Source organism: Pantoea sp. Cy-640, assembly GCF_011752635.1.
Lineage (GTDB): Bacteria > Pseudomonadota > Gammaproteobacteria > Enterobacterales > Enterobacteriaceae > Pantoea > Pantoea dispersa.
The window spans coordinates 368,910-387,938 of sequence record NZ_VWXB01000002.1 but is presented as its reverse complement, the minus strand read 5'-3'; the positions used below and the strand labels follow the sequence as shown (position 1 = coordinate 387,938).

The following is a 19,029-nucleotide window of genomic DNA, read 5'->3' as shown; positions in this document are numbered from 1 at the left end:
ATGATCAGCCCGATCATGTGTAAACTCTACCGGGTTAACAACACCCAGAAAAACGTTTTCAGGAGTCAAGCCAGATGTTTACGCACATGCGCATTGCCAGACCCGTCTCTCAGCTTGAACGATCGGTTCTGATGTTTAGTCAGGGACTGGGTCTGCAAAAAATTGCCGAATTCCACGATCACGACGGCTTCAATGGCGTGATGCTGGGGCGAAAAGACCTCGACTGGCACCTCGAATTCACCTGCTGCCCGGGACATCCCGTTCAACCCTCGCCAACCGAAGACGATCTCCTCGTCCTCTATTATCCGGATGAAAAAGCGTGGAAGCTGGCATGCGAAACCATGATCGACGCGGGTTTTAAACGGACGAATTCTTTTAATCCTTACTGGGATGTGAATGGGAAAACCTTCGTCGATCCCGACGGGTACCGGGTGGTGATGCAAAACAGGGCGTGGGGCTAGAGGGGACCGACCAGTGCGGCGTTGCTGGTTGTATCTGTCTGCTTTTAATCTGAGCGGACATGATAAATGACGAAAACCGCCCTGAATCCTTTTGTTGACGATATCCAACTGCGATCAATCCAGAGTAATAACTCTGTCAGCTGAGGCGATCGTACTTTCCCTGTGCGCAACGATGATTCTGGTAATGCTGAGCTCTCTGATTGCCCGGTTTACCATCGCTTCACTCTCATTATCCAACGCACTTGTCGCCTCATCCAGAAACAAAATTGATGGTTTTTTATAAAGTGCTCGCGCAATGAACAGGCGTTGCTTTTGTCCGCCAGAAAGCCCTTCACCCAACTCGCCTATAAGAGTTTCATAACCCATCGGCATACGCATAATCACCTCATGAATGTAGCTGGCGCGGGCGCATTCTTTCATCCAGACTTCATCAGCCTCGTCTGCAAAACTACAGATATTTTCCCTGATTGAACCACTGAACAGCTTGTCATGCTGCATGACGCAGGCGATCATTTTATGGTAGTTATTGATTCCAATCTGCTGAATATCAACACCCTCTATCTCTACTCATCCGCTGTCGGGGGTAAATAGGCCGCATAATATTTTGAGTAACGTAGATTTTCCTGCCCCGGAAGAGCCCGTGATTGCCACGCTCTGCCCCGGCAGGATTGAGATATTCATTTTGCGAAATATGTAAGGTGACTGAGTGTCGTAACGATAGCTAATTTCATGGGTCTCCAGTCCTAAAGGCTTTAACCCCGTTTCGTAATAGCGGTCAGGTTTATGATTTTCTCGCGGATTCAGTGCAATATCGGCAATGCGTTCATTATGCAGGCTCATCATGCGCAGCTGTAATACAAATTCCGTCAGTGAACTGATGCGATCAGAGAATTGTCCCCGAAAAGCACCAAATGCAACAAACATTCCGATAGTCATTTGGTTATCGATAACCTGACTCGTACCCAGCCAAAGCACAGTAATTTGATCGCAGGCAATAATCAATGTGTTGATACCGCCAAACAGCATGTCCATTTTAGTAATGCGAATGCTGGTATTAATTGAGTCTATTTCAAGGTTTAGCCAGTGGGCGGCGCGACGCCGTCCCATTCCCTGTATTTTTACAGCGGCAATGCCGTATAACGTTTCCATAAAGTAAGAACTGGCACGAGCTTCTCTGACAAGTGATTCTTCTGATAGCTGTCGGTAGCGTCCATAAGTTAGCAGGCGCAGCAATACATAAAGGACGGTAAATGCCATCACAATCCAGGTCAGCCCTCCACCATAAAGCACCATCATAATCACCACTCCAATGACCATGATACTGTCCATGATGGCACCGACTATACTGGTGGTGAAAGTGTTGCGCAGCGTATCCAGTGAGCTAAACCGTGACTGGATATCACCCATCTTACGTCGCTCAAAATAGCTGAGCGGCAGACATAACAGATGACTGAAGAGGCTGGATTGCCACTGCACGTTTATAAGCGTTGCCATAATTAGTGCTGACCAGGCGCGTACCATACCGACTACGGCCCTAAGCAGGATGAAAAAAATCAGTCCGACGCAGATTACCGTCAGTAAACTCTTGTCTCCTGCCGGTATGGCATGGTCCATTACCAGCTGTGTACCGATCGGCATTACCAGATTGATGGTTTCAAACACCAGCGACAGACAAAATATTTTACCGAGCGCTCGCTTTAAACCGTGTACGCTGCCAATAAGGGATCTGAGGCTAATTTTGTTGAGGACGTTTTCGGCTGTAAAATTACTCCCAGGACAGGCTTCCAGCGCCACACCGGTAAAACTCTGCGAAAGTTCTTTAAGGCTAACCGTCCGCCGTCCGCGCGCCGGATCGTGTAGCACCATGCGATTGTTCCTGGCGCTGACCAGCACTACAAAATGATTAAATTCCCAGTGTAAAATGCACGGCATCTTCAGAGCCCCAATCTCGTCGATGTCGAGCGAAAGAGGGCGGGTTTTCATTCCCAACTGTTCAGCCATATCCGTCAGCCCGGATAGCGAAGTACCGCGAGATGACAGATTAAACTGTTGCCTGAGCGCTATCAGGTCCACATTCTTGCCATAATGTCCGCAGATCATTGCCAGGCAGGCAAGGCCACATTCAGCAGACTCGGTCTGGTGGATCATCGGCAGTCGGTTGCGTAACTTTATTTCCAACTTCGCGACCAAAGTTTTAAAGGTCATTCTATTCATTGACTGGTCCTGAAGTACTGACCTTCATATCGTAGAAGGGGGCGATCATCCATTGATAGATTTTCCTTTTCTCCAGAAACATTGTGCTCTGCGCTTGAATGCCATTTTCCAGGCGCAGTCGTTTTCCGACATACCTGACTTCCTGCATTTCAGGCCTGACGATGACCTTGTAATAGGGAGAAACAGTGGTTAAAGCGGATGAGGGAGCGCTTCGGTAGCTGTGCATTTCCTGCAGCGATGCAGGCGTTCTTGAGATAACAGAAACCGTGCCGGCAAACTGGCCGAACTTCTCTACCGGGAAAGCCTCATAACGAATATTGACCCGGTCACCGGGATTAATATAAGGAATGGCGTTATCAGGAACCCAAAGCACCAGAGCGTAATATTCTATTTTTTCTGGAGTAATCTGTAGCAGGCTATCACCCGGATTAACCATTTGTCCCACTGTAACGCTCAGCGAATCTATACGACCAGCGACTAGTGCCCGCACGATAATGGTGTCATCGGCATCAATACGGGTTCGCTCTTTTTGAAGTTCAAAGCGCTGTAGTTCCATCTGATAGATTTGATTGTCAAAATCGGCTGCCTGAGTATGGATCTGGCTATCCAGTGCCGTTATCTGAAGAGAATTATTATCATTTTGAACTGACAAACCGAGAAGACTGTTTTGTTGCTGGTAATAAAGAGCTACCTGGCTAATGAGTTGTTCTTTGTTTACGAGTCCAAGTTTCTGATACTGGCGATAGTTATCCATATTTTCTTTCATGATACGTAGCCCTTCCTGTGCGCGATGAAGAATATTCGTAGAGTGCAGGAAGGCTGAGATGTATTGCTCTTTTTGCTTTTCTAACATGTCCAGCGTAGCTTTCTTATTGCTTTCCAGGCGGCTGACTATCTGTGAAAATCGGTTAAGCTGGTTATCAATATCCCTGCGTTCATTTTCGCTTATGACACCGTTACGCGTGCTTTTGCTTACATCAATTTGGTATACGGGCGAGCCTGCTTCAATTGATTGCCCTTCGTGAACGTATCGTTTTATAACTGTACCCTGAACGCCGGAGTAGAGAGTTGCAGCGCGTGGATAAGTCGATATTTCACCTGAGACGTTGATCCTGCGGCTATAGGTTCCGGCGATAATGAAGGTCAAAAATGCTGCAATAAAAAAGGAACACAGGCTCGCCACTGCCCAAAAAGGGATTCCGGGAAGCAGCAGTGTCCGGCCACGCAATCTCATCCTCTGATAATCAACCGCCTCCCTGCGAAACAATGTCATCTCCTTATAAAAGTATGCTATATGGTGAGAAATCCTTTCTCATTTAACTGCCAAAAATATAGCTTTTATTTATGATGATACAATTCATCAGCGCATGCAGTATGACTGGCAATAATAATCCCTTTGACCGAACTCTCGCTGCTGTAAGCGTTAATGAAACAAAAAAAAGAATGATTAATGGCTCGTAGCCTGAATACTGAGTATGTAAAACGGCGAAGATCAGAGAGGATAAAATTGCCGCAGGGAATTTTGCTTTGAGAAAAATGGTCAGTGATCCGAATAGCGCACCTCTGATTGCAATTTCCTCATAAACAGGCGCCATTAAAATATAAGATATTTGTATAAAAATAAAGGTGATTGCAGGCAGGATTGTCTCAGAATGACTGCCATAGGTTTCTTCTTCGAAGAACAGTTTTGGGAGAATGAACTGTATAATCAAAATAATGGATGAATAAAGGATGAAATCTTTCAGGTTGAAATTTCCCACCCCAAAACCTTCTTTTTCTCTCAAAAACAAAAAATAAAGAGGTGTAATAACCAGGATCTCCACCGTGAACATCAATGGGAAAAACATACCAGACACGATCGACATCATTCTTAACTGTTCAGGCAAAAGCAGTGGAGCCCCGGTAAGAATAACCATAACAATAAAAACAGATAAGAATAAATATCCATCTTTTTTGTTCATTTAATGTTACCATGTGCTTTTATATCACCTTTGAATAAAATCTTTATAATCTTACCGCCTAGCAACACAAATGATATTAATGAGCTGATAGTGATGACTAACCTGGATAACTCAACGGGAGGTTTAAAGGTGTTGAATCCTGGGAAGATACCTGCGCCACTGAGAAACAAAAAGCCAGTCATTATTGATAAAAATAAAATAAGATTTTTTATGATAAATTTCAATTAATCCTCCTTAATACCCGCCGCAAAAGAAGCGGCGGGTGAATATTTTTAACGGCTGCAGGAGCCACCCATTCCACCTGAGTTACAGCTTCCAGAAGAGCTATTATTACCAGAGTTATTTCCACCGTTACCGCTTCCTGTAAAGCAGCCGCCAGCAAATGCGCCACCTGCTATGCCCAATGCTACACCACCGATTCCCCCGGCTGCACCGGAAATAGCTCCGCCAATAATACCATTATTACAATTTACCACGCCCGATTCATTATATCGGGGATTACCATTGGATCCTGAACTCGAGCCACCGTTATTACTGGTGTTGTTACGCCCTGAGCTATAGGAGGGATCGTTACAGCCGCCGGCTCCAGATATTTCGTCTAAAAGGTCTCTTGCGATTACTTTCATAAATAACTCCTGTTTATGGCTGTGGTGAGCTTAATAACAAAACATTGCCAGACAAACAAATACACCGTGAGTAATTTACTTTCAACTTTTTTATTTTTATGAAAACCAGACAAAACTGGTGTGCTTTTGCTAAGTTATCTTTTTAGTAATTTTATCTGGCGTAATTGAATAACGTTTCTGTTTAACGGTTTCCTGTTAATTCATAATTTCACGATTTTATACGGAAATTATTTCTTTTGCTTACATGTGGTTTCTTAGATTTTAAGCAGTTGTTTGATTTATCACTCATTTTTAGAAATATATACTGCTATACATTCTCTCCTATTTTCGGTGTTTTTTTAACATGTGACTGGAAGATAAAATCTATTTTTTGGGGAGAGCATGGCTATGAATGAGGGCGCAATTCGTACCATTTATGGCGCTCGCCGTATATGGGCGCTGCAGCGATAGGGGGGCAGGACGGGAAGGCTCGCTTACCGCCGGATCGCTGAGCGCTAAGGTGGGTGCCATGCTGCGGGTTGAAGTAATCATCCGCGAACTTACGGCGATGGGGAACTTGTATTCAACGGCAAGCCAGCAGACGGCCACTGCGACGCTGCCTATGCTGTTTTAAGTCATCAGTCGCATCATCAACTGAAATGTCTGGCCTGAATCCGGCAGGGTCAAACTGGTAGTTTTTCGACCTTTCATTTTTCTTGAGGAATGCCGGGATCTTCTCGCGGCCCCTCATCATTGCTGCATCCTGGTAAAATAACGCGAACCATACCAGAGGATACCAGTTTTGTTAAAACGGGAGTTTCATCCCTATGCCAGCAGGTAAACATCAGGTATCTTTGAACTCTCATGAGAAAGGGACGGCTGAGCATGGATACGAAATTCATCGAGACACTGAAAACTTACTGTGACGATACAAATCGTGCCGTCGGCCCGCTGTATCTTCGCCTCGAGAAAGGTTTTCGCGACATGATCACCCGCGGTGATTTGAAAGCCGGATACGCGATTCCAAGCGAACGCGAGCTGTCAGAACAACTGAACCTGTCTCGCGTGACGGTGCGCCGGGCATTGAGCGAACTGGCGAATGCGCAGATCATTATTCAGCGACGCGGTGCACGCAGTACGGTCGCTGGCAGAGTTGAAAAGCCGCTGTCATCGCTGACCAGTTTCAGTGAGGACATGATTTCACGTGGCTATCAACCAGGTGCCCAATGGCTTGAGAAAGAGCTGACGCACGCATCGCCTTCGGAAATCATTGCGCTCAACCTCTCTCCTGGCGCACTGGTTTGGCGTCTGAAGCGCCTGCGAACTGTCGACGATCGTCCGATGGCCGTTGAAATTGCGGTTGTGCCACAGACGTTTATTCCGGATATGAATGAGCTAAAAGATTCCCTGTATGCCGTGTTTCAGTTGCATGGGTTCATGCCTGCTCGGGCGCTTCAGCGTATTCGTGCAGAACCGCTAAACCGCGAACACAGCCATCTGCTGGATATGCCAGCGCACAGCCCGGCATTACACGTAGAACGGCACTGCTATCTGGAAGATGGCCGACCGATTGAATACACCCATACCTGGTACCGGGGCGACAGTTACGACTTTCTGGTTGAGCTACAGCGAGATATCTCGTCGGGCCAGTAAACCAGTGCCATCTAATTGCGCTGTGCCCAGTCAGCAGCGCCCAGTAAACCGGCATTACCCTCGCCCAGTGCTGCCGTCACGGGCAGGTTAAACAGTGCCGGGAAGTCCTGAAGTGCCTTATTAACCCGTGCTATCATGCCTTCTGCCAGACCTACGCTTCCACCCAGCACCACCTCCTGGATGTCTACAACCATGAGCGTATCGGCAATGGCCTGTGCTACAGCCGTGGCTGCGTTATCGAGGATCGCACTGGCCTGTGGTTCATCTGCCGCCAGGGAAAACAGTTCGCGGCTGTCGATCCGACGGCCAAAAAGTGCCGTGGCCTGGCGGGCAAGGGCAGTGCCGGAAGCGATATGTTCCAGACAACCCGTGCGTCCACAACCACAGCGCCCTGCGTCCGGATCCAGCGGTGCAACACTCACCGTCGCATGCCCGATATGTCCGGACAGCCCCTGCGGACCAATCCGTAGTTTCCCGTCGCAAATGAGGCCACCTCCGACCCCGGTAGAAAGGGTAATGAAAAGCAGATCTGTACGATTATGCTGGCGTGGAAGGTACTCTCCCCATGCCGCAGCCTGCGCATCATTGAGCATGATCACCGGACAGTTAAACTGCTTCTCCAGCACTTCGCCCAGCGCAAAACCTTTCCAGAAGGGGATGGTGTTGAGATTAACCGACCATACGCGGCCTTCGCGCAAATAACCCGTTGCGGCAACAGCCACGCGCTCAACTGGATAGTCTGATTGGGTGACCTCGCGTAACGCCGCCAGAAAACCCGCCTCATCATGCTGCATGGGTACCTGCCTGCGAGCAATACATTCCTGCCCCTCAATCCATGCAGCGGACAGCTTTGTCCCGCCAATGTCCAGCGCCAGTATCATGCCGTTGTTCTCCCCTTAATCACGTCAGCCAGTGCTGCTTTGTACCAATCAGTGATGTGCTCGACGCGGGTGATGGCAGATCCGACCGTTACTGCAAACGCGCCTGCTTTCAGCGCTGCTGCGGCGTGATCCGGCGTGCGGGTACGGCCTTCCGCCATCACACGATAACCGCGAGCTGCCAGCGCTGAGATGAGTTCAAGGTCTGGTCGATCCATCGGCTGATCGGCTGTTTCATCGGTATAACCTGAGAGGGTGGTGCCAATAAAATCAAAGCCCATCTCAGCGGCAGCAATGCCATCTTTCAGTGACGAGCAGTCGGCCATAAGTAACACATTTGACTGACGGCCAAGCTTATAGAGGTCTGTAACGGGAACCGGGCGCTGACGATCGGTAGCATCCACTGCAATAATGCTGGCTCCGGCAGCTATCAGATCAACAACGTCTTGCAGGAAAGGTGTAATGCGCACCGGCGAATCATCCAGATCACGCTTCACAATACCAATCACCGGGATTTCCAGCGACTTAGAAACCTGCTTCACGTTCTCCACACCTTCGATACGCACGGCACCCGCGCCAGCCAGTTCTGCGCTACGCGCCATCGCGACCACGATGTCGACGTGATCCATTGGCCCATCAGTTACGGGCTGGCACGAAACAACCAACTGATTTTTAAGTTTATTCACATCGAGCGTCATCTTCCGTTCCTGTTGGTTTTGCAATTACCCATCAGATAACCACAATAATACCAGATCTGTAAATTGGTATTTTAAAGACATACTTCTCGCACCGTGATGGTGCTCTGATTTTGACCAAAAGCACCATGATCGTGCTGGACAGCAGTCAGGATCAGGCGTTATAACAGGTTAAATATGTTGCAAAAATATTGATTTAACGCTGATTGCGTTGATATGCAACTAATTTTTACTTTGGTATTAATCTGGACTTATTCTGGCGTGTTATTTGAATCAACTGATATGCCGCGGGAACGTTATGTAGTTTTCAAACTAGGTACTGAGGAAAGTGAAATGACAGACAGCGTTATTAAAGTATGCGTCATTGGCGCAGGTTTCATGGGAGCAATGCATGCCCGCATCTGGCAGCAGATGTATGGCGTTGATGTGGTTGGCGTGGCCGACCCGGACCTGTCCCGCAGTGAAGCGCTGAAGGAGTGGATCCCGAAGCTGAACTGCTATGAAGATTTTAACCAGATGCTGGATCAGGAAAAACCCAACATCGTCAGCATCTGCACCAAAGATGATTTCCACCTGGCACCGGCCCTGGCGGCCGCCCGAGTGGGTGCGCACATCTTCCTGGAAAAACCGATTGCCGCAACGATGGAAGACGGCGAAGCCATCATCCGCGCTGCCCGCGATGCCAATGTGAAGCTGGGTATTGGCTTCCTGCTGCGTTTCGACCCGCGCTACTCACGTGCTCAGGAAATTCTGGCGACCGGTAGCGCAGGCGAAGTCAGCCACATTACTGCTCGTCGTAACAGCCCGGCGATTGAAGGTCCGGCCCGTTACGGTGGCAGCCTGCCGTTGCCGCTGCACGTTACGGTGCACGACGTGGACATGATCCTGTGGCTGCTGAAGCACACCCAGCCGGTGAGCGTGTATGCGCAGACCACCAACAAGTTGCTTGGCCATCTGGGTACCGAAGATTCCGTGTTCGCCATCATTCGCTTCGCGGACAGCACCGTCGTGAATCTGGAAAGCTCCTGGGCACTGCCGGCCGGTTCACGCACGCTGCTCGATGCCAAAATGTCGATCTTGTCGACAAAAGGGCTGATTGAAATTGAATGCGGTGAGTCAGGACTGTATCACGCGTCCGAAACGGCTAACCGTTATATCGACACCCAGCACTGGCCGCTGAGCCAGGGTGAAATCAAAGGCGACCTGCGTGAAGAGCTGATGTCGTTCCTCGGTGATGTCCGCAACGGCACGACGACAGTCGCGACCGGTGAAGAAGCTAACGAGGCGCTGCGCATTACGCTTGCCATTATGGACTCCGCCCGTACCGGCGAAATCGTCCGGGTCTGACATTCTGACTGAATAAACCAGGTGATGAGATGAGCATAAAAAAAATGGGTATTGCAGGTGTTATTGGCACACTTCTGCTGGCAGGTAACGCCAGCGCAGAGGAAACCCTTCGTGTACTGCTTGAAGGACACAGCACCAGTGATTCCATCAAAGCGCTTTTGCCGGAATTCGAAAAAGAGACCGGTATTAAGGTTCAGGCAGAAATAGTACCTTACAACGATCTTACCTCTAAAGCCTTGCTGGCCTTCTCCTCGCACAGCGGACGTTACGACATCGTTATGGACGACTGGGTTCACGCCGTAGGTTACGCCTCGGCAGGCTATATCACATCCGTTGATAAGTGGATGAAGAGTGATACCAAATTTTATGACAAAGCGGATCTGGTACCGAGCTATGCAGATACGCTGCGTTATAAAGATGCTTATTACGGCCTGCCGGTATACGGTGAGAGTACCTTCCTGATGTATCGCAAAGACCTGTTCGAGCAGTACGGTATCGCCGTGCCGAAAACCTTTGATGAGCTGACCGCAGCCGCTAAAACCATCAAGGAGAAAACGAACGGCCAGGTCGCGGGTATCACTCTTCGCGGCGCACAGGGTATTCAGAACACCTTTGCGTGGGCTGCCTTCCTGTGGGGCTACGGCGGCCAGTGGATCGACAGTAACGGCAAGTCTGCCATCTCATCACCCGAGGCGATTGCAGCTACAAATGCGTTCGTGAATATCCTGAAAAATTACGGCCCGATTGGTGCGGCTAACTTTGGCTGGCAGGAAAACCGTCTGGTGTTCCAGCAGGGCAAAGCGGCGATGACCATCGACTCTACCGTGAACGGTGGTTTCAATGAAGACCCGAAACAATCTTCAGTCGTCGGGAAAGTCGGTTATGCCCCGGTTCCTGCACAGCCGGGTGATCATCCGGGTAACAGCGGCGCACTTCAGGTTCACGGTATGTTCATCAACAGTGACAGTAAGCATCAGGATGCCGCCTGGAAATTCATCAGTTGGGCAACCGCCAGCCAGACGCAGATGAAATCGGTGGAGCTGAATCCGAACGCTGGTGTGAGTTCGCTCAGCGCCATTAACAGTGATGCTTTTGCTCAGCGCTATGGCGCTTTCAAGGACGGCATGCTTGCTGCTCTGAAGAACGGGAACGCGAAATATCTGCCTACCGTGCCGCAGGCTACACAGATCATTAATATCACCGGCATTGCCCTGTCTGAAGCGCTGGCTGGCACCCAGTCTGTTGAAAGTGCACTGAAGGCCGCGAACACCCGTAACGATAAAGCGTTGTCTCGTTAACCTTTCTCCCTCAGTGCGTTCAGGCGTGCTGAGGGAAATGAATTTCTTACGCAGGTCCAGGTAAAACTATGAAAGCAAAACTCACGCAGCAGGCGTTTACACTGCCGTTATTGATTGTATTGCTGCTGGTTTCGTTCTACACGCTGGGTTACGCCATCTATTTGTCCGTGTATGACATCGATTTGATGTCGCCACCGCCGTTTGATTTCATCGGTCTGGCGAACTTCATTGAGGTGCTGAAAGAACCCCGCATGTGGCTCTCTCTGTGGCATACGCTGGTCTATGTGGCGGGCTCTACGGTGGCAGAGCTGGTACTCGGCAGTGCCATTGCGCTGTTCATCAGCCGCGATTTTTTTGGCCGCAAGCTGGTACGAGCGCTGTTACTTTTACCCATGATAGTGACCCCCATCGTGGCGGGACTTATCTGGCGTATTTTCTACGATCCTAATGCCGGGCTGTTCAACTGGATCGCGGGCATGTTTGGCATCGCGCCAATTGACTGGTTAGGCAATCCCGGCACGGCAATGGCCTCGCTGATACTGGCGGATATCTGGCAGTGGACGCCTTTCATTATCCTGCTGGTATCCGCAGGGCTGGACGCATTACCAAATGAACCTCTTGAGGCGGCAGAGCTGGATGGTGCACGTAGCTGGCGGCTGCTGGCCTTCATCAAGCTGCCGATGATGAAGCCCATCATTCTTATGGCGCTATTCCTGCGCATGATTGATGCGTTCAAATCTTTCGACCTGATTTATGTGATGACCCGAGGCGGCCCGGCTCTGGCAACGGAAACCACCAACATGTACGCCTACCTCACCGGGTTCCAGGATTTTCGTATCAGCGCAGCGGTGGTGATTGCCATCATCAACACGCTGCTGGTGATCGTGGTGCTGTCATTCGCCAGTAAGAAGGTAATGAAAGATGAGTGATTCACTGAAGTTTATCTGCCGGAGAACCGGCTTCTGGCTGGTGCTAATAGTCATACTGGCGTTTTTCCTGCTGCCGATCTACTGGCTCGTGACAATGTCATTTAAAACGTACTTAGATGCCTTCGCCATGCCACCAAAGCTCTGGTTTACGCCGATACTGGACAACTATCGACAGGTGCTGAGCAATGGCGATTTCATTCGCGCATTCGGTAACAGTCTGCTGATTTCGCTGGTCTCAACGTTCCTGTGCCTGGTATTCGGGTCGCTCTTCGCCTACGGACTGGTGTTCTTTATTGAGCGAAAAGGACAGGCTAAGCAGTTCATCATTAGCCTGCGCTACGCACCGGTCATTATGCTTGTCATCCCGGTGTATTACCTCATTACGAAGCTTGGCATGACGGATAACTATCTGGTGTTGATTCTGGTTTACACCGTAGCTAACGTGCCATTTACCATTCTGATGATCACTACTTTCTTTGAAGATATTCCACCTGAAATTCGTGAAGCGGCGCGCGTTGATGGTGCCAGCGAATGGCGCGTGTTTCGCAGTGTCATGCTGCCGCTGGCAAGAACCGGCCTGGCCGCATCAGGCGTATTGACGCTGTTCTTTATCTGGAATGAATTCCAGATTGTCCTGACGCTCTCTGGCGACTCTACACAGACGCTGCCAGTCGCGATCACCTCATTCCTGACCTTCCAGGGGACAGAGTGGGGGCCGCTGACTGCGGCAGGAACCCTGGTGATGCTGCCGATGCTGGTGCTCGGTCTGCTAGTACAAAAACATCTGGTGCGCGGTTTAACCATGGGCGGCGTCAAGTAGCTCAGAAGAGAGGAGTATTGAATTATGTCAGGTATACGTCTGAGCAATGTGTTTAAGCGCTTTCACGATACGCAGGTTATCAATCAGGTCGATCTTGAAATTAAACACGGCGAGTTTTGCGTGTTTATCGGGCCATCAGGCTGCGGTAAGTCTACGCTGCTGCGCATGATCGCCGGGCTGGAGACCATCTCCTCCGGTGAAATTCGCATCGGCGATAAGGTCGTCAATAAGCTGGCACCCGCCGATCGCGGTGTAGCGATGGTGTTTCAGAGCTACGCGCTTTATCCGCACATGACCATTTACGACAACATGGCGTTTAACCTAAAGCTCGCTAAAACCGAAAAGGCGGAGATTGAGTCTCGCGTGCTGAATGCGGCCAAAATTCTGCAGCTTGAGCCGTTACTTCAGCGTCTTCCGAAAGCGCTCTCTGGTGGACAGCGTCAGCGCGTGGCCATCGGGCGCGCGATTGTGCGTAACCCGGAGGTGTTCCTGTTTGACGAACCGTTGTCGAACCTGGACGCGTCGCTGCGTGTAGCAACCCGCGTAGAAATCGCCAGGCTGCACCATAAACTTGGCAATACGATGATTTACGTCACGCACGATCAGGTTGAAGCCATGACGCTGGCCGATAAGATCGTGCTGCTGAACAGTGGCGCGGCCATGCTCAATGAAGGTTCAATTGCGCAGGTGGGCCATCCGCTTGAACTCTATCACCATCCGGTCAATGCGTTTGTCGCCGGCTTTATCGGCTCACCCAAAATGAACTTCCTTCCTGCAGAGTTGATCAATAGCAGCGCGCAAAGCAGCAAAGTCCGGCTGGGTCATGCAGGAGAGATCATTGATGTTGAGGTCAATACCGCCGTGGCGCAGTCCGGTGAGAAGGTGAAAGTAGGCATTCGTCCTGAGCATCTGCGTCTGTGCAGTAAGTCTGAGGCGCATCTTACAGGGCAAATCCAGCACATTGAGCATCTGGGGGAAGCCGCCTACTTTTACATTGCGGTAGAGGGCTTCGATCCTGTTCTGGTTAAACATGCGGAAGAGCTGGAGCTGAGCCTGGGTGATGACGTTGGGCTGATGATCCCGCCACAGCACGCACATCTGTTTGATGAAAAAGGCGTGGCCTTCCGCCGCACAGCCCTGGCCGTACAGAAACAGTTTGCTGCAGCTTAAGCCTCAGCTTGCTGTTTATTGCTTATTCATGCCGATGGCTTCGCTGACACAGACACTTCGGTACCGGCCGAAGCAACATGGCTTCGTCTTCATTAAGCTGTCTGAAAATTAACGAAGGAGCGGACCATGATTGCAGTACTTTTTGAGGCAGAAGCCCTGCCAGCAGCTCAGGAGCGATATCTTCAACTTGCTTCTGAGCTGAAGCCTCTTTTATCCGACACGCCCGGATTTATTTCCATTGAACGCTTCCAGAGCCTCACCACGCCCGGCAAGATCCTCTCTTTGTCCTGGTGGGAGGATGAGAATGCTGTCGCCGGATGGAAACGAAATGTGATGCATCAGGCCGCGCAGCAAGAAGGCAGGCAGTCGATTTTTTTATTTTACAGAATACGGGTAGCCAGCGTATTCCGTGATTACTCTTCTAATAAGGGAACCAATCCGCATGCATGACATTCACGTTATTCTCAAAAATAGCCCGGGCTCGCTGGGTTTACTGGGGAGTGTGTTGGGGAAAAACGGTGTGGGTCTTGAAGGAGGTGGCGTATTTACAACTCCGGAAGGCGGACATGCACACTTCCTGGTTGAAGACGGTTATAAAGCGCGCACGGTATTAACTGAAGCCGGTTTTGAAGTCGGCAACGTATGTCGTCCTCTGGTCAGAAAATTAGCGCAGGAACGTCCCGGAGAGCTGGGCGAAATCGCTGACACGCTTGCCCGGAACGGCATCAATATTCTGGTACAGTACAGCGACCACCGTAACCGGCTCATTCTCATTACGGATGATGATGTCCGGGCAGCCGAAGTAACCCGAAAATGGGCAGTAGCTTCTGAATGAACCTTGTTAACCAAACGCGCGAAAGTGAGCCGGATAATGTCCTTGAAACATCAATGGCAATGGTGGCGTCTGCGCTGGCAGACCCGTCAAGGGTGACTATTCTGTGCGCGCTGATGGACGGGCGCGCATGGACAGCGACCGAACTTAGCGTAGTGGCTGGCATAGCAGCCTCGACAACCAGCGGGCATCTGAACCGACTCCTCAGTAACGGTCTGGTTAGTTGCCTGATGCAGGGTCGTCATCGCTATTACAGTCTGGCCGGTCACCCTATCGCCGGATTACTGGAAAACCTGATGGGGGTTTCCATGGGGACCATTAAGGCCCCCGTTTCCAGTACGCCGGTTCATCTGCGTTACGCCCGCACCTGCTATGACCATCTGGCCGGCGAGCTTGCTGTCGAAATTTATGACTTTATGCTGCGGGAAAACTGGCTGGAAGCAGAGGGGTCGGGACTGACATCAGCCGGCAAAATGCATTTTGAGAACATGGGCGTTTTACTTAACTCTCGCACACGGCGCAAGCCCTGTTGCCCCTGTCTGGACTGGAGTGAAAGGCGTTTGCACCTCGGCGGTGACGCGGGCTCAGCCCTGTTTACGCTTTTCCTGCAAAAAGAATGGGTAAAGCGTATACAGGGATACCGTGAAGTCAACGTGACCGATTCAGGCCGGGTGGCAATGAATCGGCTGTTTAAGCTGAAAATCAGCTGAATAAACGTCTGGTACCGGTCGATGTGATCAGGTTAGCCGGCATGCCTTCATTGTGAAAGGTTAAGCGGAGGGCGATAAGTTTTCCTTCAGAACGCGGTAACTTACCTTCCGGCCGGGGAAAACAGGCTTACTCCGCTTCAGGTCAGGCGCCAAATCGCCAGAACTTAAAGAGGTTATTTCTTATCCAGCGACCAGGTCGCGCTGCGCACATCGACTTTCACCGGCAGCAGGCCGACGCGGGTGAAGGTGTCCGCCAGCGCCTGCTGTTCCGCAAACACCTGCGGTGACATGCGTGACGCGCCATAAGGCAGGCGTTGCAGCGTGGTCTGCCAGATGGATTTATCCAGACCGGTGGATTTCGCCAGAATCGCGGCGGCTTCGTCCTGATGCTGATTGGCCCATTCGCTCAGCTTGCTCAACTCGTCAACCACCTGCTTAGCCGTTTGCGGGTGGTTTTCGGCAAACGGGCGGCTGGCAAGATAAAAGGTGTAGTGCGGCACCAGACCTTCGGCGTTGCGCACTTCACGCGCGCCGGCGTTGGCTTCGACCTCAGCCAGGTAAGGATCCCAGATCACCCAGGCATCGATTGCGCCCTTCTGGAAGGCGGCGCGCGCATCGGCCGGCGGCAGGTAAACCGGCGTGACATCTTTATAGTTCAGCCCGGCATCTTCCAGCGCTTTCACCAGCAGATAATTGACGTCTGAACCCTTGTTCAGGCCAACGCGTTTGCCTTTGAGATCGGCCACGCTTTTAATGGGTGAGTCTTTCGGCACCACAATGGCTTCGGTTTTAGGGTTGGCGGGTGAATGTCCGAGATAAATCAGATCGGCTTTTGCCGCCTGCGCAAAGGCGGGTGGCGCATCGCCGGTGGCGGCCAGATCGATACTGCCTACGTTCAGCCCCTCCAGCATTTGCGGGCCGGCGGGGAATTCCACCCAGCGCACCGCAATACCCTCTTTTTTGAAGGTCTCATCCAGAGTGCCGCGATATTTCAGCAGCGCAAAAATGTTGGCTTTCTGATAGCCGATGGTGACGGTTTCCGGGTTGGCGGCGAAGGCGTGCGTGGCGAGCAGGCCGAAGCTGAGTGCCAGTGCGCTCAGGGCAAAACGTTGTGCTTTCATGGGGCGTCTCTCGTGGTTTTTCCTCCATCCTGGCAAAGTTGTTATATAACCAATAAATAACTTTTTGATATCGCTTATAACTCTAATTCCAGCCTGCATCAGCATTCACTGTAATGGGCAAGTTGCATAGAGAACCGGATAATTAGCACGGTAATAATTTGTATAACAAATCAAAATGTCATCGCCGCAGGCTTCTGTCAGGATAAGCGATAACGTTGCCTGCTATAGGTTGCTCCTGTTCTATGAAGTGGTTTTCCCGAAGCGCCGTACTATTCTCTGCCAAAACCTGTCTGGCCGCCTTTCTGGCATTTTATCTTGCGCTGGAACTCAACCTGGACAAACCCGCCTGGTCACTGACCACCGTGTATGTTGCCTCGCAGCTTTATTCCGCTTCGACGGTGTCTAAATCGGTGTTTCGCTTTTTTGGCACCGTGCTGGGCGGGCTGTTTACTCTGTTGATCTATCCGGCTACGGTCCAGTCGCCGATGCTGTTCAGCCTGTGTATTTCACTCTGGGTCGCCGTCTGCCTCTATCTCTCGCTGCACGACCGCACGCCAAAAAGTTACGTCTTTATGCTGGCAGGCTACAGCGCCGCCATTATGGGCTTTCCCGATGTGACCTCGCCCGGCGCCATTACCTATACGGTGATTTCCCGCATTGAGGAAATCACCGTGGCGATTGTCTGCAGCAGCCTGGTGCATCGGCTGATCTTCCCGGTTTCGATGCGCCATCTGCTCGAACAGAGCGTCGGGCTGTGGTATCAAAACGCGCGTAAATTGTGTAGCGAGCTGATGACGGCGATGCCCGCGGCAAAATCGCTGGAGCGCGAGGATATTCTGGTGCAGATGGCCAACTATCCGCTTAACGTTGAAACGCTGATCACCCACTGCGTCTATGAAGGGGATGCCGCGCGGCGGCTGGTGCGGCTGGTCAGCGTGCAGTATCAGCATTTGTCGTACCTGATCCCGACGCTCACCGCCATTGAATCGCGTCTGAATCTGCTGGCACAGCAGCAGATCCGCTTTCCCGATTATGTCGCGACGGCCTTTCAGCAATTTTTACAATGGCTGAACGGCGACGCGCAACAGCCGGTGCGCGATCGCCTCACCGGCGCTCAGGAGCAGCTGCAGCAGGCCTGGCGCGCAGGGCGGCTTAACAGTGAAGAGAGCATTTTGCTCATCGGCCTGCTGGAACGGTTACTCAATTTTGTCCGTATTGCCGATGCTTACCACAGCGTCAGCGAGCGCGTCAGTGACTGGACGCCAGCGGTGAAACCGGGCAAGGCGTCACGCGCGCACAAACATGTCGATAAAGGTCTGCTGTTGCTGTCGTGCTTTACTGCCTTCATCGCCACCTTTGCCAGCTGCCTGTTCTGGATCGGCAGCGGCTGGCGTGATGGTTCAACCGCGCCGATGATGGCGGCGGTGCTGTGTTCGTTCTTCGCCGGGCTGGATAGCCCCATCGCGCCGATGAAGCTGTTTCTGAAGGGCGTACTGATCTCCATGGCGATCAGCCTGATTTACGTCACGCTGCTGATCCCGCAGGCGGTGACGTTTGAAGCGCTGGTGATTTGCCTCGCGCCGGGATTGTTTGCTTTAGGGCTGGTGATCGCCAATCCGTCTACCAACCTGATCGGTCTCATCGTCGCCACGCAGATCCCCGGTTTGATCGGCATGAGCCACAATTTCAAACCCGATTTGCAGCTTATAGTGAATGCCATGATCTCGACGCTGGTGGGCATTGCTGTTGCGCTGGTGCTGACGCTGCTGATTCGCAACAAACGCCCGGCGTGGACGGCCACGCGTGCGCTGCGCAAAGGCATTCGCGATCTGCTGCAGTTTATTACCGCGCTGCGCATGAACACCGCCACGCTGACGGCGCGGCAGCAATTTGTCGCACGCACGCTGGACAGAGTAAACGTGATTTTGCCGCGTAAACGTGTCGATCCGGCACCGGCACTGGTGGCGGGCGGTAACCTGATTGCGGAAGCCTGGCTCGGTGCTAACTGCTATGACTATTACACCCGTCATCGGCACCTGCTGCTGGCGAACCAGATAGAAAGCGCGGCCATGTTTCACGAGCTGAGTCAGTTTCTTAAGCAGCGGCTGAAAACGCTGGACAGCACGCCATCGCCGGCGCTGCTGCATGAGCTTGATGTGTTGCTGCTACGGCTGGAGGCGGCGGCGCAGCAGGAAAATGCGCTGTTTGCGCCGCTGTTTCATCTGTTCAATATCCGTCTGTCGCTCTTTCCTGGCGCGCGCTGGCCGCAGCCGCTGGCAGAGCAAAACCGCACATAGTGTGATTAAGATCGCACTTTTTGTTAGGCCGGTAATAA

At 51.5% G+C, this 19,029-nt stretch carries 18 protein-coding genes and 1 pseudogene; 11 read left to right on the top strand and 8 right to left on the bottom strand.

From position 1 onward, the window contains the following. The first annotated feature begins 74 nt into the window (after window positions 1-74). The gene (locus tag F3J36_RS07285) at window positions 75-461 is read left to right on the top strand and encodes a VOC family protein (protein ID WP_166719331.1); all 387 of its coding nucleotides are present in this window, start codon (window positions 75-77) and stop codon (window positions 459-461) included. A 114-nt stretch (window positions 462-575) separates the two neighbouring features. On the opposite strand, the pseudogene F3J36_RS07280 reads toward F3J36_RS07285, so the two are convergent. The 5 genes and pseudogenes from F3J36_RS07280 to F3J36_RS07260 all read right to left on the bottom strand — a co-directional run bounded on the left by F3J36_RS07280 (window position 576) and on the right by F3J36_RS07260 (window position 5,262). Beyond that, window positions 576-2,675: pseudogene (locus tag F3J36_RS07280) on the bottom strand (peptidase domain-containing ABC transporter). Further along, window positions 2,668-3,942, bottom strand: coding sequence for an HlyD family secretion protein (locus F3J36_RS07275; RefSeq protein WP_166719489.1), 1,275 nt, complete (start codon window positions 3,940-3,942; stop codon window positions 2,668-2,670). The pseudogene F3J36_RS07280 and the gene F3J36_RS07275 overlap by 8 nt, the downstream one beginning before the upstream one ends. A gap of 49 nt (window positions 3,943-3,991) precedes the next feature. Further along, the gene (locus F3J36_RS07270; protein WP_166719330.1) at window positions 3,992-4,636 is read right to left on the bottom strand and encodes a CPBP family intramembrane glutamic endopeptidase; all 645 of its coding nucleotides are present in this window, start codon (window positions 4,634-4,636) and stop codon (window positions 3,992-3,994) included. Continuing rightward, the gene (locus F3J36_RS07265; RefSeq protein ID WP_058781980.1) at window positions 4,633-4,860 is read right to left on the bottom strand and encodes a hypothetical protein; all 228 of its coding nucleotides are present in this window, start codon (window positions 4,858-4,860) and stop codon (window positions 4,633-4,635) included. The genes F3J36_RS07270 and F3J36_RS07265 overlap by 4 nt, the downstream gene beginning before the upstream one ends. Before the next feature lie 48 nt (window positions 4,861-4,908). Then, window positions 4,909-5,262, bottom strand: coding sequence for a hypothetical protein (locus F3J36_RS07260; RefSeq protein ID WP_166719329.1), 354 nt, complete (start codon window positions 5,260-5,262; stop codon window positions 4,909-4,911). Between the two features lie 864 nt (window positions 5,263-6,126). Here F3J36_RS07260 and F3J36_RS07255 point away from each other — a divergent pair. Next, on the top strand, window positions 6,127-6,894 hold the full coding sequence (locus F3J36_RS07255) for a GntR family transcriptional regulator (protein ID WP_058775537.1): 768 nt from the start codon (window positions 6,127-6,129) through the stop codon (window positions 6,892-6,894). 11 nt (window positions 6,895-6,905) lie between these two features. On the opposite strand, the gene F3J36_RS07250 is transcribed toward F3J36_RS07255, so the two are convergent. Both F3J36_RS07250 and F3J36_RS07245 read right to left on the bottom strand, forming a co-directional pair. After that, window positions 6,906-7,775, bottom strand: coding sequence for an N-acetylmannosamine kinase (locus F3J36_RS07250; protein ID WP_166719328.1), 870 nt, complete (start codon window positions 7,773-7,775; stop codon window positions 6,906-6,908). Continuing rightward, window positions 7,772-8,470 carry an N-acetylmannosamine-6-phosphate 2-epimerase gene (locus F3J36_RS07245; RefSeq protein WP_058770456.1) on the bottom strand — a complete coding sequence of 233 codons (699 nt, stop codon included), beginning with the start codon at window positions 8,468-8,470 and terminating at the stop codon, window positions 7,772-7,774. Before F3J36_RS07245 ends, F3J36_RS07250 begins: the two co-directional genes overlap by 4 nt. Window positions 8,471-8,800: 330 nt before the next feature. Here F3J36_RS07245 and F3J36_RS07240 point away from each other — a divergent pair, with 330 nt between their 5' ends. From F3J36_RS07240 to F3J36_RS07205, 8 genes are all read left to right on the top strand, one after another. Beyond that, on the top strand, window positions 8,801-9,814 hold the full coding sequence (locus F3J36_RS07240) for a Gfo/Idh/MocA family protein (RefSeq protein WP_058770457.1): 1,014 nt from the start codon (window positions 8,801-8,803) through the stop codon (window positions 9,812-9,814). Window positions 9,815-9,843: 29 nt separating this feature from the next. Then, entirely contained in the window at window positions 9,844-11,112 is a 1,269-nt protein-coding gene (locus tag F3J36_RS07235) for a sugar ABC transporter substrate-binding protein (RefSeq protein WP_166719327.1), read from the top strand. A gap of 68 nt (window positions 11,113-11,180) precedes the next feature. Next, on the top strand, window positions 11,181-12,041 hold the full coding sequence (locus F3J36_RS07230) for a carbohydrate ABC transporter permease (protein ID WP_058775541.1): 861 nt from the start codon (window positions 11,181-11,183) through the stop codon (window positions 12,039-12,041). Further along, window positions 12,034-12,861, top strand: coding sequence for a carbohydrate ABC transporter permease (locus F3J36_RS07225; protein WP_166719326.1), 828 nt, complete (start codon window positions 12,034-12,036; stop codon window positions 12,859-12,861). The genes F3J36_RS07230 and F3J36_RS07225 overlap by 8 nt, the downstream gene beginning before the upstream one ends. 24 nt (window positions 12,862-12,885) lie before the next feature. Then, on the top strand, window positions 12,886-14,031 hold the full coding sequence (locus F3J36_RS07220; protein WP_166719325.1) for an ABC transporter ATP-binding protein: 1,146 nt from the start codon (window positions 12,886-12,888) through the stop codon (window positions 14,029-14,031). 126 nt (window positions 14,032-14,157) lie between these two features. After that, a complete protein-coding gene (locus tag F3J36_RS07215; RefSeq protein WP_166719324.1) occupies window positions 14,158-14,481 on the top strand; it encodes an antibiotic biosynthesis monooxygenase in 324 nt (107 codons plus the stop codon). Next, complete coding sequence (locus F3J36_RS07210; RefSeq protein ID WP_166719323.1) at window positions 14,474-14,866, top strand: amino acid-binding protein; 393 nt, start codon at window positions 14,474-14,476, stop codon at window positions 14,864-14,866. Before F3J36_RS07215 ends, F3J36_RS07210 begins: the two co-directional genes overlap by 8 nt. Further along, the gene (locus tag F3J36_RS07205; RefSeq protein ID WP_166719322.1) at window positions 14,863-15,573 is read left to right on the top strand and encodes a helix-turn-helix transcriptional regulator; all 711 of its coding nucleotides are present in this window, start codon (window positions 14,863-14,865) and stop codon (window positions 15,571-15,573) included. Before F3J36_RS07210 ends, F3J36_RS07205 begins: the two co-directional genes overlap by 4 nt. 173 nt (window positions 15,574-15,746) lie before the next feature. On the opposite strand, the gene F3J36_RS07200 is transcribed toward F3J36_RS07205, so the two are convergent. Next, window positions 15,747-16,694: a sulfonate ABC transporter substrate-binding protein gene (locus F3J36_RS07200; protein WP_166719321.1), complete on the bottom strand. Its 948-nt coding sequence runs from the start codon at window positions 16,692-16,694 to the stop codon at window positions 15,747-15,749. A 242-nt stretch (window positions 16,695-16,936) separates the two neighbouring features. Here F3J36_RS07200 and F3J36_RS07195 point away from each other — a divergent pair, with 242 nt between their 5' ends. Beyond that, window positions 16,937-18,991, top strand: a complete 2,055-nt coding sequence (locus F3J36_RS07195; RefSeq protein WP_166719320.1) for an FUSC family protein — start codon at window positions 16,937-16,939, stop codon at window positions 18,989-18,991. The last annotated feature ends 38 nt before the right edge of the window (window positions 18,992-19,029 follow it).